This window comes from Pararhodobacter zhoushanensis (assembly GCF_003990445.1).
Classification (GTDB): Bacteria; Pseudomonadota; Alphaproteobacteria; order Rhodobacterales; family Rhodobacteraceae; genus Pararhodobacter; species Pararhodobacter zhoushanensis.
Window position 1 is genome coordinate 59,948 of the sequence record NZ_REEZ01000010.1, and the last position, 12,464, is coordinate 72,411.

At 66.4% G+C, this 12,464-nt stretch carries 12 protein-coding genes; 6 read left to right on the top strand and 6 right to left on the bottom strand.

What is annotated here, in order from left to right:
• Positions 1–18: 18 nt before the first annotated feature.
• Entirely contained in the window at positions 19–1,395 is a 1,377-nt protein-coding gene (locus tag EAE28_RS18200) for an aminotransferase family protein (protein WP_127108935.1), read from the bottom strand.
• 132 nt (positions 1,396–1,527) lie between these two features.
• Here EAE28_RS18200 and pdxR point away from each other — a divergent pair, with 132 nt between their 5' ends.
• Entirely contained in the window at positions 1,528–3,027 is a 1,500-nt protein-coding gene (gene pdxR / locus EAE28_RS18205) for a MocR-like pyridoxine biosynthesis transcription factor PdxR (RefSeq protein WP_127108937.1), read from the top strand.
• 21 nt (positions 3,028–3,048) lie between these two features.
• Positions 3,049–3,543, top strand: coding sequence for an NUDIX domain-containing protein (locus tag EAE28_RS18210; protein WP_127108939.1), 495 nt, complete (start codon positions 3,049–3,051; stop codon positions 3,541–3,543).
• Here the strand turns inward: EAE28_RS18210 and EAE28_RS18215 are convergent.
• From EAE28_RS18215 to EAE28_RS18225, 3 genes are all read right to left on the bottom strand, one after another.
• Positions 3,540–3,929, bottom strand: a complete 390-nt coding sequence (locus EAE28_RS18215; protein WP_127108941.1) for a carboxymuconolactone decarboxylase family protein — start codon at positions 3,927–3,929, stop codon at positions 3,540–3,542. The genes EAE28_RS18210 and EAE28_RS18215 overlap by 4 nt on opposite strands.
• The gene (locus EAE28_RS18220; protein ID WP_127108943.1) at positions 3,856–4,293 is read right to left on the bottom strand and encodes a MerR family transcriptional regulator; all 438 of its coding nucleotides are present in this window, start codon (positions 4,291–4,293) and stop codon (positions 3,856–3,858) included. The genes EAE28_RS18215 and EAE28_RS18220 overlap by 74 nt, the downstream gene beginning before the upstream one ends.
• 67 nt (positions 4,294–4,360) lie before the next feature.
• Positions 4,361–5,164: a Stf0 family sulfotransferase gene (locus EAE28_RS18225; RefSeq protein WP_220443965.1), complete on the bottom strand. Its 804-nt coding sequence runs from the start codon at positions 5,162–5,164 to the stop codon at positions 4,361–4,363.
• Between the two features lie 109 nt (positions 5,165–5,273).
• Here EAE28_RS18225 and xsc point away from each other — a divergent pair, with 109 nt between their 5' ends.
• Together xsc and EAE28_RS18235 are read left to right on the top strand one after the other, a co-directional pair.
• Entirely contained in the window at positions 5,274–7,049 is a 1,776-nt protein-coding gene (gene xsc / locus EAE28_RS18230) for a sulfoacetaldehyde acetyltransferase (protein ID WP_127108945.1), read from the top strand.
• A complete protein-coding gene (locus EAE28_RS18235) occupies positions 7,046–7,792 on the top strand; it encodes a sulfite exporter TauE/SafE family protein (RefSeq protein WP_127108947.1) in 747 nt (248 codons plus the stop codon). Before xsc ends, EAE28_RS18235 begins: the two co-directional genes overlap by 4 nt.
• Positions 7,793–7,881: 89 nt before the next feature.
• On the opposite strand, the gene EAE28_RS18240 is transcribed toward EAE28_RS18235, so the two are convergent.
• Entirely contained in the window at positions 7,882–8,751 is an 870-nt protein-coding gene (locus EAE28_RS18240; RefSeq protein ID WP_127108949.1) for a phosphate acyltransferase, read from the bottom strand.
• Between the two features lie 38 nt (positions 8,752–8,789).
• Here EAE28_RS18240 and EAE28_RS18245 point away from each other — a divergent pair, with 38 nt between their 5' ends.
• A complete protein-coding gene (locus EAE28_RS18245) occupies positions 8,790–9,923 on the top strand; it encodes a citrate/2-methylcitrate synthase (protein WP_127108951.1) in 1,134 nt (377 codons plus the stop codon).
• Here the strand turns inward: EAE28_RS18245 and EAE28_RS18250 are convergent.
• Positions 9,920–11,302 carry a multicopper oxidase family protein gene (locus EAE28_RS18250; protein ID WP_342773116.1) on the bottom strand — a complete coding sequence of 461 codons (1,383 nt, stop codon included), beginning with the start codon at positions 11,300–11,302 and terminating at the stop codon, positions 9,920–9,922. The genes EAE28_RS18245 and EAE28_RS18250 overlap by 4 nt on opposite strands.
• Positions 11,303–11,478: 176 nt before the next feature.
• Between EAE28_RS18250 and EAE28_RS18255 the strand changes: the two genes are divergently transcribed.
• Positions 11,479–12,360: a DMT family transporter gene (locus EAE28_RS18255; protein ID WP_127108953.1), complete on the top strand. Its 882-nt coding sequence runs from the start codon at positions 11,479–11,481 to the stop codon at positions 12,358–12,360.
• Positions 12,361–12,464: the final 104 nt, after the last annotated feature.

The following is a 12,464-nucleotide window of genomic DNA, read 5'->3' on the forward strand; positions in this document are numbered from 1 at the left end:
CGCAAGGTAAAGGCCTCCTTAGCCACAAACCTCGGTCAAAGCCCCGTCAATGGCGTCGGTGATCTGGTCGATCTGCGCGGCGGTGACGATCAGCGCGGGCGACAGGCAGAGCGTGTTGTTGAAGCCGGGCAGGGAGCGGTTGGTCATGCCGATCTGCACGCCGCGCTTCATCACCGCGGCGACCACGGCGGCCACCTTGCTCTCGGCCATCGGTTCCTTGGTCGCGCGGTCTGCAACCAGTTCGGCACCGCAGAACAGCCCCTTGCCGCGCACATCACCGATGACGCTATGCTTTTCCATCAGCTTGTGCAGGTTGCCCATCAGCCGCTCACCCATCGCGGTGGTGTTCCCGAGCAGGTCTTCTTCCTCGATGATGCGCATGTTCTCGATGGCTGCCGCAGGCCCGGCGGTGCAGCCGCCGAAGGTCGAAATATCGCGGAAATGCGCCATCGGATCGGCGGCGTCCTTGAACATCTCGAACACGGCTTCGGTCGTCACCGTGCAGCTGATCGCGGCATAGCCCGAGGCCAGACCCTTGGCCATGGTCACGATATCGGGCTGGATGTCGTATTGCTGATAGCCGAACCATTTGCCCGTGCGCCCGACGCCGCAGACCACCTCGTCGATGATCAACAGCAGGCCGTATTGCTTGCAGATTTCCTGCACGCGGGGCCAGTAGCCCTCGGGCGGGGTGATGACACCGCCGCCTGCCGTCACCGGCTCAAGGATGATCGCGCCCACGGTATCGGCGCCCTCGCGCAGGATCACTTCCTCGATCGCATTCGCGGCGCGCAGGCCGTAATCGGCCACCTCGCCCCATTGGCTGCGGTACTCAAGGCAATGCGGCACCGGGATGAACCCTTCGGGGAACGGGCCGTACATCGACTTGCGCTCTTCCTGCCCGCCCGAGGCCAGCGCGGCAATAGTGGTGCCGTGATAATCCCGCTCGCGGTAGAGGATCTTCCACTTCTTGCCGCCGTGCTTGGTATGGGCGATCTGGCGGACCATCTTGTAGGCCTTCTCATTCGCCTCGGACCCCGAGTTCGAATAATAGACGCGGGTCAGCCCCGGCATCTTGTCGGTCAGCATCTGCGCAAAGATCGCGCCGGGAACCGAACCCGCCGCGCCGGCAAAGTAGTTCATCTTCAGGAGTTGATCACGCACCGCATTTGCAATGCTCTCGCGGCCATAGCCCACATTGACCGTCCACACGCCGCCCGACACGGCATCCAGCGTCTCGCGCCCGGTCGCATCCCAGACGCGCAGGCCCTTGCCTTCAACCACAACGCGGGGATCGACGGTCTCGAACGCCTTGTGCTGGGTCAGGTGATGCCACACATGGGCGCGGTCGGCTTCGACCACGGCACCGATGTCGTTGAAGGTCGCGGTGTCCATGGGACGACTCCTTGGCGAGATTTGATCATAAAGATTCACTCTGGCTGTAATGCACCTGCGCGGATAGGGCCAGAGACCCCCTATCCATAGCACCAGAAAACGCTAGACTCAGCAAAAAATCGGACCTGATTGATGACCATTTCGGTCGAGTGTTTCCTTCTTGATCCGCAGCACAGCGGAACCCTGCAAAGCCGCATCCGGCAGATGGTGGCCGAGGGCATTCTGGCGGGCCGTTTGCGCCCCGGTGAACGGATGCCATCCAGCCGACGACTGGCCGAGCATCTGAGCGTCAGCCGAATCACCGTGACGCTGGCCTATGCCGATCTGGTCGCCGATGACTATCTGCGCGCGCGGGGCCGGTCGGGGTATTTCGTCTCCGACAGCGCGCCGCAGCCCGGCGATTTCCCGCAGCCCGGCGCGCGCGGCACCGATGCGGTGGACTGGGCGCGGGCGCTGGGGCACCGCCCGGCCAGCGGGCAGCTGAACATGGGCAAACCGCGCAACTGGCGCGAGTTTCGCTATCCGTTTGTCTATGGGCAGGCCGACCCTGAGCTCTTCGACCACGCCAACTGGCGCGGCTGCATGATTCAGGCCTTGGGCCAGCGCGATTTCGCCCGCATGACCGATGACCAGTTCGAGCAGGACGACCCCGGCCTCTTGGAATACATCGCCCGCCACACCCTGCCCCGGCGCGGGATTCTGGCGCGGGGCGATGAGATCCTGGTGACGCTGGGCGCGCAGAACGCCCTGTGGCTGACCGCGCAACTGCTGCTGAACCAGCGCCGCAATGCGGGGATCGAGGAACCGGGCTATCCCGGTCTGCGCGACATCCTGAACCAGACCCGTTGCAAGGTGACCGGCATCCCCGTGGGGCCGCGCGGGCTGGAGCCGGATGCGCTGCCCGAGGGGATGGATGTGCTGTTCTGCACCCCGTCGCACCACTGCCCCACCGGCGCGACCATGCCGCTTGAGGCCCGCCACGCGCTGCTTGAGGTCGCCAATGCGCGCGGGCTTCTGGTGATCGAGGATGACTATGAATTCGAGATCAGCCACGACCGCGCGCCCCTGCCCGCACTGAAATCGCTGGACCGCGAGGGGCGGGTGATCCACATCGGCAGCTTCTCGAAATCCATGTTCCCGGGGCTGCGGCTGGGCTTTCTGGTCGGCCCGGCCGAGTTCATCCGCGAGGCCCGCGCCCTGCGCGCCACGGTGCTGCGCCACCCGCCGGGCCTGCTGCAGCGCGCCGCCGCGCATTTCCTGTCGCTGGGCCATTACGACGCCATGCTGCGCCGCCTGACCCGCGCCTTCGCCGCGCGCCGGGCGGTGATGCTGGAAGCGGTGCGCGCTGAAGGGCTGACGATTGCAGGCGCGGCGGGGGATGGTGGATCAAGCCTGTGGATGCGCACGCCCGACGGCGTCAGCGCGACCGAACTGTCACAGGCCCTGCGCGCGGATTCGGTCCTGATCGAACCGGGCGGGCCGTTCTTTGGCGAATCGCTGGGAAATGACCGGTGCTACCGCATCGCCTATTCCTCGATCACACAGGACCGCATTGCCGAGGGCATCGCCCGCATTGCCCGCCGCACCCGCGCCATGACCCCACAGGGCCAGCGCAAAAGCCGTGCGGGCTGAGTTGCTAAAAAGGAAGACACGGTGAGTTTTGCAGAAAGCTATCTGGGCCAGCTGCGCGCCCATGTCGGCAGCCGTCCGCTGCTGGTGATCGGCGTGCGCGTGCTGATCGAGGATGACGCGGGCCGCATCCTGATCCTGAAACGCAGCGATACCGGCGACTGGGGCCTACCCGCCGGCTCGCTGGAACTGGGCGAGTCGCTGATGGACGCGATCCACCGCGAGGCCAAGGAAGAAACCAACGCCACGCTTGAAGATGTGCAGGTGTTCGGCGTGTCCTCGAACCCGTCGGTTGAATGCTACACCTACCCCAATGGCGACCAGATCCAGAACGTCTCGATTCTGGCCACAGCGCGGCTGGCGGCGGGGACGGTGATTGGCTCGAACGATGGCGAGGCGGATGCGTTCCGCTTTGTGGCGCCCGAGGCCATCGAGCAGGCCAGCTTCAGCCCGCCCGAGTTCCCCGCCTTTGGCTATTTCCGGGCATGGCGGGAAACCGGGCAGTTCCAGTTCGTCTAGGCCGCGTCGCGCTGGGCAAAGACCTCTTTCGCGGCAAAGAGCCCGTTCAGCGCGGCCGGAAACCCGGCATAGACCGCCATCTGCATCAGGATCTCGACGATCTCGTCGCGGGTCAGACCCACGTTCAAACCCGCCGCGATATGCACCTTGAGCTGCGGTTGCGCCGTGCCCAGCGCGGCGAGGGCTGCAATGGTGGCAATCTCCCGCGCGCGCAGGTCCAGACCGGGGCGGGTGTAGATGTCGCCAAAGGGGAACTCCAGCAACAGCGTGGCAAAGTCAGGGGCGATATCGGCCAGCGAACCGATGACCGCCTCACCGGCTTCGCCGTCGATTTGCGCCAGCGCCTGCGTGCCGCGTTCCAGCCGGGTTTGTGGTTGAACGGTCATAGATTTTCAGCCTCTCTTCATCCTCGGCATAGCCGCCGATCTTGGCATCGAGGACGGTCAGACAGGTTTGCAATTCAGCCAGCCGGGCGCGCACGTCGTCACGATGCGCCTCAAGCAGGGCGCGGCGTTGCGGGCCGGTGTGCGGGCCTTCATCGCGCAGGGCCGCATAGCGCAGCATCTCGCGGATTGGCATGCCGGTGGTCTTGAGCCGCGACAGGAACGTGATCCACGTCAGGATCTCGGCGTCATAATCTCGGTGCCCCGAGGCATCGCGGTCGGCATAGGGCAACAGCCCGATCCGCTCGTAATAGCGGATCGTGTGGACACTGAGGTTTGAGAGTCTGGCAAGGTCGGCAATCTTCATGCGTCTGTCTTTCGTCTCGACGCCGGTACAGATACGGGTTCGAGTGTACTCTAGGTCAAGCGCTAAGTTAGCCTGCCAGAAACCGCGCGCGCCAGTCATCACTAACGGCGTCGGCAAGCCGCGCGGTGCCCGGTGCGACGCCGCGCGCGCGGGCGGGGTTCTGGCCGATGTGGCCGAGCACGCGGGCAAGGGTTGCCTGCGGATCGGCGGAGAGGTCTTCATAGCTCAGGCGCAAGGGCACGATGCCCTGCTGTGCGAACCAGTCGTCCCACTCGGCAGTCAGCCGCTCTCCCTGGGCCAAGGCCGCAGCGATGCGGGCGCGGTCAAAGACCGGCTCGGCGGGCGGGGCGAGGCGCTCCAGCTCCGATCCATCCGCCCTGCGGTGCCAGAGCCCGGTCTGCTCGGCCCGCACGCGCGAAATTGCCTGCCCCAGCGTATCGGCCCGGCGCAGATGCACATAGCGCGGCGCGCCGAAGGCCGCGTTGAGGCGGTCGGCATCGGTGGCGTGGCCGGGGAACAGGCGGTCCAGTTGGGTCATGGCGGTGGCAACGCTGCCGCGTTGCAGGCGCAGGCCGAAGACGCCGGTTCCAGCCTCGCCCACGCGCCGGATCGCGGCAAAGACGGTGCGCAGGGTGGGCAGGCTGTCGTCGCCGGGCACCACGTTCAGCCCGACCTCCGCTGCCCAGTCAGAGACCGAAGGCCCGTGAAAATACGACTCGGGGGCGCCTGCGGCCCCGCTGGCGGCCAGCAGACTGCACATAAGGGTGCTGCCGCTGCGCGGCGCGGTGCACAGGATGTACGAGGGCGCGGGTTGCTTCATCCCATAGGAATAGCAAAGCCACCCTGCCAAGAGAACCACCAGCTTCCGCATTCTGGCTCTATTCATCGCCCCCGGCTGGCCCTAACCTTTACCCCTGCCTTCCCGCAGTGTGACCGTTAACCGACGCCGCGCTGCGTTTTTTGATTCAAGGACCATACCGATGCGAATGACCACCGAGGAAGCCTTTGTCAAAGTGCTCCAGCGCCACGGGATCGAGCATGCCTTTGGCATCATCGGCTCGGCCTTCATGCCGATCTCTGACCTGTTCCCCCGCGCCGGGATCACCTTCTGGGATTGCGCGCATGAGGGGTCGGGCGGGATGATGGCCGATGGCTATACGCGCGCCTCGGGCAAGATGAGCATGATGATCGCGCAGAACGGGCCGGGGATCACCAACTTTGTGACGGCGGTGAAAACCGCCTACTGGAACCATTCGCCGCTGCTGCTGATCACCCCGCAGGCCGCCAACAAGACCATCGGTCAGGGCGGCTTTCAGGAAGTCGAGCAGATGGCGCTGTTCAAGGACATGGTCGCCTATCAGGAAGAGGTCCGCGATCCGTCGCGCATCGCCGAGGTGCTCAACCGCGTGATCCTGAACGCGCACCGCCATTCGGCCCCGGCGCAGATCAACATCCCGCGCGATTACTGGACGCAGGTGATCGACATCGAGCTGCCCGCCGTGGTGGACTTCGAGCGGCCGGCCGGCGGTGCCTCGGCTGTCGCGCAGGCCGCCAAGCTGCTGTCGGACGCCAAATTCCCGGTGATCCTGAACGGCGCGGGCGTGGTGCTGGGCGGGGCGATCCCGGCCTCGATGGCGCTGGCCGAGCGGCTGGATGCGCCGGTCTGCGTCGGCTACCAGCACAACGACGCCTTCCCAGGCTCGCACCCGCTGTTCGCCGGGCCCTTGGGCTATAACGGCAGCAAGGCGGGCATGGAGCTGATCGCGCAGGCCGATGTGGTGCTGTGCCTTGGCACCCGGCTGAACCCGTTCTCGACCCTGCCGGGCTATGGGATGGACTATTGGCCCAAGGACGCGAAGATCATTCAGGTCGATATCAACCCCGACCGGATCGGCCTGACCAAGAAGGTCGCCGTGGGGATCATCGGCGACGCCAAGGCGGTGGCCAGCGAGATCCTGGCACAGCTGGGCGATCACGCGGGCGACGCGGGGCGCGAAGACCGCAAGGCGGCCATCGGGCAGAAGAAATCCGCCTGGGCACAGCAGCTGGCCTCGATGGACCACGAGGATGACGACGTCGGCACCAGCTGGAACCAGCGCGCCCGCGACGCAAAACCGGCCTGGATGAGCCCGCGCATGGCGTGGCGCGCGATCCAGTCGGCGCTGCCGAAAGAGGCGATCATCTCCAGCGACATCGGCAACAACTGCGCCATCGGCAACGCCTATCCCAGCTTTGACGAGGGGCGCAAATATCTGGCACCGGGGCTGTTCGGACCCTGTGGCTATGGCCTGCCCTCGATCGTCGGCGCCAAGATCGGCTGCCCCGATGTGCCGGTCGTCGGCTTTGCGGGCGATGGCGCGTTTGGCATCGCGGTGACGGAGCTGACGGCGATCGGCCGGCCCGAGTGGCCCGCGATCACCATGGTGGTCTTCCGCAACTACCAATGGGGCGCGGAAAAGCGCAACTCGACCCTGTGGTACGATGACAACTTCGTCGGCACCGAGCTGGACGAGGGCGTGAGCTATGCGGGCATCGCCAGCGCCTGCGGGCTGCAAGGCGTGCAGGCCCGGACGATGGACGAGCTGACGGCGGCGCTGGCCAAGGCGGTGGATGATCAGATGAACCACGGCAAGACCACGCTGATCGAGGCACTGATCAATCAGGAACTGGGCGAGCCGTTCCGCCGCGATGCGATGAAAAAGCCGGTGGTGGTGGCGGGGATCGACCCGGCGGACATGCGGCCGCAAACGCGATGATCCTGCCGTTCGGCTTGAGCCCCGGGACCGCTGCCTTCATGGCGGCGGTCGTTTTCATCGCCGCCTTTGTGCGCGGGTTCTCGGGCTTTGGCTATCCGGTTCTGCTGGTCGCGGCGGGCGCGCTGGTCACCAATCCGGTGCCCTTGGTGCCGGTCGGGCTGCTGGGCGATATGCTGATCGGCGTCACGCTCTGGCGCTCGGCACGGCCCTATGTGGACTGGCCGACGATGATCCGGCTGATCATCGGCGCGGCGGTCGGGCTGGTGCCGGGGATCTGGCTGCTCGGCCTGATCGACGACGACACGGCGCGGCTGGTGGTCAGCGGCATGGTGCTGCTGGCGGCGCTGGTCATGCTGGGCGGCTGGACGCTGCCGGGCCGCGCCGGGCCGTCGATGACCATCGGTGCGGGTTTCGTGTCTGGGCTGGTGACGCCGGCGGGCGTGGCCGGACCGCCGGTGGTGACGCTGGCGGCGGCGCTGGGGCTGGCACCGCTGGTATTTCGCGCGACCTTGCTGGCGTATTTCATCACGCTCAACGTGTTGGCCATGGGACAGTTCGGACTGGCCGGGCGGCTGGACCGCGAGACCGCGATCGCCGCCGCCCTGTCGGTGCCGCTGGTGCTGCTGGGCAGTTGGTGGGGCGCGCGCAAGGCCGTCGGCGCGAACCCGGCGCGGTTTCGCACACTGACCATCGGGGTGTTGATGGCGATGGCGGTGATCGGGTTGGGGCGGGCGTTGCTATGAGCGGGACCGGCGCAGGGGGGCGTCGCCCCCCTCTTGGCCTGCGGCCAATTCACCCCCCAGGATATTTAGAGACAGATGAGGGCGCGCGGTCAGGGTTTGTTAACCATGGTCAGGGTGACGAGGGTGGCGGCAACAATGTCCGCGACGGTTGCCCCGCGCGACAGGTCGCAGATCGGTTTGGCGAAGCCTTGCAGGAAGGGGCCCAGCGCCTGCGCGCCGCCCAGTTCCTGCATCAGTTTATAGGCGATGTTGCCCGAGTTGAGATCGGGGAAGATCAGCGTGTTGGCCGGGGGCGCGTCATAGCCCTTCTTGGCGGCGATGCTGGCGTTGAGGGCAGCGTCGGCCTGCACGGGGCCGGGAAAGCCGGTGGCCTGCGCCGCCGCGCGGACGGTATCGACGGACGGGCCTGCGCCCGACGCACCGGTGGAATAGCTGAGCAGCGCCACATGCGCTGCGCCGAAAAGCCCGCGCGCGGTGGTGGCACTGGCGCGGGCGATGTCGGCCAGTTGCGCGGCATCCGGACTGGTGTTCACGGCACAATCGGCAAAAACCAGCTCGCGGCCATCCGGCAGCAGCATCAGGAAAAAGCTGGACGGGGTCTGCACGCCCTCGGCCATGCCGACAGCCAGCGCCGCCGCCTCGATCACCCGGCGCGTCGCATTGGCGGCACCCGCGACCATCGTGTCGGCCTCACCGGCCGCGACCATGGCGGCGGCGCGGATCAGGGGCTTGTCCAGCATCCGAAGCGCCAGCGCTGGTTTCAGGCCGGGGCGGTTGGCCAGAAGGTGCTCGACATAGGCCTCGGCCGGGCGCGCGTCGGCCAGCGTCACCACCTGCGCCAGACCCTCGCTCTGCAACCGGGCGGCGGCCTGCGCGATGCGCGGGTCGTCCATCTCGGGCAGCACGACGCGGAACTGCCCGGCGCGCGCCGTAGCAAGGGCCTGATCCAGAACGCTCATTTTATCCTCCACGCCATGTTCACCGGGAGACTGCCGATATGACCGACACCGTCAAGATCAACCGCGGCCTGAAGGGCGTTTACTTTGAACGCTCGCGGATTTCAGACATCGACGGGCGCGCCGGGTCGCTGACCTATCGCGGCTATTCGATCCACGATCTGGCGACGCAGGCTACGTTTGAAGAGGTCTGCTATCTGCTGATCCACGGCGAGTTGCCCGATGCCGCGCAGCTGGCCGACTTCGACGCCGCGCTGAGGGCCGCGCGGGTGCTGCCCGAGCCGGTGTTCGACATCATCCGCGCTACCGCGCATGGCCATCCGATGGATGTGCTGCGCACCGCTGTCTCGGCACTGGCGGCGCTGGAGCCCGACAGTCACGACGCCTCGGACGCCGGGTTCCTGCGCAACGGCATCCGGCTGACCGCGCAGGTGCCGATGATCATCGCCGCGCAAGAGGCGATCCGCAACGGGCGCACGCCGGTGCTTCCCGACATGAGCCTGAGCCACGCGGCGAACTGGCTGTGGATGCTCAAGGGCGAGCGACCCAGCGAGGATGCGGCGCGGCTGGCGGATGTGGATTTCATCCTGCATGCCGAGCATGGCTCGAACGCCTCGTCCTTTGCCGCGCGGGTCACGGTGGGGACTGAGGCCAATCTGCACGGCGCGATGGTCACGGCGCTGAGCACGCTGGCTGGTCCCGCGCATGGCGGGGCGGCTGAGGACGTAATGAAGATGGTGCATGAGATCGGCACGCCCGAGAACGCCGCCGCCTATGTCGCCGCCAAGCGTGCGGCGAAAGAGCCTGTCACCGGGTTCGGGCACCGCGTCTACCGCGCCGAAGATCCGCGCGCGCGCCACATGCGCGAAGGGGTGCGCAAGCTGGGTGAGGAGATGGGCGCGCCGGGATGGTACGCGATCCTGCAAGCCGTGGTCGACGCGATGTCGCCCTATGCGCGCCACGGGCTGAATGTGAACGTCGATTTCTATTCAGGCGTGATCTATCAGCTGCACGAGATCCCGATGGATCTGTATGTGCCGATCTTCGCCATCGGGCGGATGCCCGGCTGGTTGGCGCAGTGTCTTGAGCAGCGGCGCTCGAACATCCTGATCCGGCCGCTGACCCTGTATGATGGCGCGGCCCCGCGCGACTGGGTGCCGTTGGCCGCGCGTTAAGTGATGCGCAGAAAGCCGGTCAGGCCGGTTTTCTGGTGCTCGATCACATGGCAATGAAACGCCCAGTCGCCGGGATTGTCGGCGACGAGGGCGACGTCCATCGTCTCGCGCTCGTGCAGCATGGCGGTGTCGACCCAGTTGCTGGCGATCTCGCGCCGATCCGAGCGCAACGGCAAGAAAGCAAGGCCGTGCAGGTGGATCGGATGGTCGTTGGGGCTCTCGTTGCGCAGGCGCAGGATATAGGTGCGACCGCGTTCGAGGGTAGCAAGCGGCCCGCCATCGGCGGCATCGCCGGGCCACGAGACGCGGTTGATCGACCAGAAGGTATAGCCGAGCGTGCCGCAGAAGCCGTTGTTCACCGCGCCATCGCCGGGCGACCAGCCGAAGACGAATTCCAGCACCTCGGCATTGGCCAGATCGGGCGTAGGCAGCGGGTTGGGGGCGAGCGGGCGCAGATCGGCCAGCGCGCGGCGATTGTCGGTGCCGGTGGCGCGCAGGATGACCAGGGTGCGCAAGCCGCCGGGCTGGTCGTTGAACACGGTGAGGGTCTGACCCTCGCTGGCGGGCATGCGGATGGCGAGATCCGCGCGTTGGCCGGGGCCGAGGATCAGCGGGGCCTCAGCCGTCGGAAAGGCGACGGGGACCAGCAGCGGGTGGCCGTCGAGGGCGATCACCTGCCCTTCGGCCCCCGGCAGTTGCAGGCGGTAGACGCGGGTGGTGTCGGTGGCGACCAGCCGCAGGCGGACCAGCCCGCCGGCGGGCGCGTCATAGACCGGCTCTTGCGCCCAGTTGGCGGTCATCACCGTGCCATGGGTGCCACCGCGCGCCGCGCCGCGCGCGGTGAAGAGGTCGATGAACTGACTGTCCTCGCCCAGCCGCCAATCGCGCAGGTTTACCGGCAGATCGAGGTCGAAACCGGGATCCTCGGCCTCGTCCACGATCAGCACGCCGGTCAGGCCACGGGCCATCTGGGCCATGGTGTTGCAATGCGGGTGATACCAGTAGGTGCCGGCGTCAGGCGGGGTGAAGTCATAGCGGTAGGTATCGCCCTGCCCCATCGGCATCTGCGTCAGATAGGGGACGCCGTCCATCGCGTTGGGAATGCGCAGCCCGTGCCAGTGCATCGCGGTGTAGTCGTCCAGCGTGTTGGTGACATCGGCGACGAAGGGCTGGCCCTGCCGCAAGCGCAACACGGGCGGCGGCGCGTCAGGGGACAGGCTGACCATGGCTTCGGTCGGGTTGGCTTCGAGTGCATAGCGGGCGCTCTGGATCGTCAGCGCGACCGGCGAGGCCTGCGCGCGGCTGGCCAGCCCGAGGCCCGACAAGCCCCCGGCAGCAAAGAGGCCCGAAGTCATCAGAAACTGGCGGCGGTTCATCATGGGGACTCCGGCATCGTTTACCCGAGTCTTTCTATCAATGATGGCCCCGCTCCGCATCCCCGCGTTTTGCCGCAGCGTCCTGTCGCGCCGGGGTTGCGCGGGCTTGCCTTGGTCGCCCTGCCGGGCCTATCCAGTCAACGGGAAGGCGCAGCGCCGCGCCGGGAGGATTTAGCACCATGAACACGACGCAACCCAATCCGCTCAAGGCGGCGATGTGGATGGGCGGGGCGATCGTGTCCTTTGTCTTGATGGCGGTTTCCGGGCGCGCCGTGCAGGTCGAGCTGAACACGTTCGAGCTGATGTTCTGGCGCTCGCTGATCGGGTTCTTCATTGTCGTGGCGATCATCAAGATCCGCACCGGCGACCTGTCGCTGATCCGCACCCAGCACTGGGGCCTGCATGTCACGCGGAATGTGTTCCACTTCTTTGGCCAGAACATGTGGTTCTACGGGTTGATGCTGATCCCGTTGTCACAGCTGGTGGCGCTGGAATTCACCAACCCGATCTGGGTGGTGCTGCTGGCCCCGTTCTTTCTGGGCGAGCGGCTGACCGGCATGAAGATGGTGCTGACGCTGATCGGCTTTGTCGGCGTGCTGGTGGTGGCGCAACCGGGCGTGCAGCCGCTGCATCTGGGACATCTGGCCGGAATTCTGGCAGCGATCGGCTTTGCGATAAATCTGATCTTTACCCGCAAGATCATGCTGCATGATCAGGTGTTGTGCGTGTTGTTCTGGATGACGACCAGCCAGACGATCATGGCGCTGGTGCTGATGCTGGCAACGGGTTTCCAACTGCCCAGCTTGGCCCTGCTGCCGTGGCTGGCGGTGATCGCCGTCACCGGGCTGACCGCGCATTTCTCGCTGACCTCGGCGCTGGGGCTGGCCCCGGCGACCATCGTCGCACCGATGGAGTTCGCCCGGCTGCCCATCGTCGCGCTGGTCGGCGTCTGGTTGTATGGCGAGACGCTGGATCCGATGGTGTTTCTGGGTGCGGCGATTATTTTTTCAGCGAATTTCTTGAACTTGCGCCTCAGCACGCGGCGTCGCGCACAAACGTAGGGCGCGGAAACTTCTGGATCACCTTTGGCCTTGCGTTAGGATGACTCAACCCGACGAGGCACGTCCGCGGCCACAAGAATCGGGTTTGCATGGCGTAAAAGCCG

Excerpts from the sequence above, each read along its gene's own strand:
- EAE28_RS18200 (WP_127108935.1), bottom strand. The coding sequence starts at position 1,395 with ATGGACACCGCGACCTTCAACGACATCGGTGCCGTGGTCGAAGCCGAC.
- pdxR (WP_127108937.1), top strand. The coding sequence starts at position 1,528 with ATGACCATTTCGGTCGAGTGTTTCCTTCTTGATCCGCAGCACAGCGGA.
- EAE28_RS18215 (WP_127108941.1), bottom strand. The coding sequence starts at position 3,929 with ATGACCGTTCAACCACAAACCCGGCTGGAACGCGGCACGCAGGCGCTG.
- EAE28_RS18220 (WP_127108943.1), bottom strand. The coding sequence starts at position 4,293 with ATGAAGATTGCCGACCTTGCCAGACTCTCAAACCTCAGTGTCCACACG.
- EAE28_RS18225 (WP_220443965.1), bottom strand. The coding sequence starts at position 5,164 with ATGCGGAAGCTGGTGGTTCTCTTGGCAGGGTGGCTTTGCTATTCCTAT.
- xsc (WP_127108945.1), top strand. The coding sequence starts at position 5,274 with ATGCGAATGACCACCGAGGAAGCCTTTGTCAAAGTGCTCCAGCGCCAC.
- EAE28_RS18235 (WP_127108947.1), top strand. The coding sequence starts at position 7,046 with ATGATCCTGCCGTTCGGCTTGAGCCCCGGGACCGCTGCCTTCATGGCG.
- EAE28_RS18240 (WP_127108949.1), bottom strand. The coding sequence starts at position 8,751 with ATGAGCGTTCTGGATCAGGCCCTTGCTACGGCGCGCGCCGGGCAGTTC.
- EAE28_RS18245 (WP_127108951.1), top strand. The coding sequence starts at position 8,790 with ATGACCGACACCGTCAAGATCAACCGCGGCCTGAAGGGCGTTTACTTT.
- EAE28_RS18250 (WP_342773116.1), bottom strand. The coding sequence starts at position 11,302 with ATGATGAACCGCCGCCAGTTTCTGATGACTTCGGGCCTCTTTGCTGCC.
- EAE28_RS18255 (WP_127108953.1), top strand. The coding sequence starts at position 11,479 with ATGAACACGACGCAACCCAATCCGCTCAAGGCGGCGATGTGGATGGGC.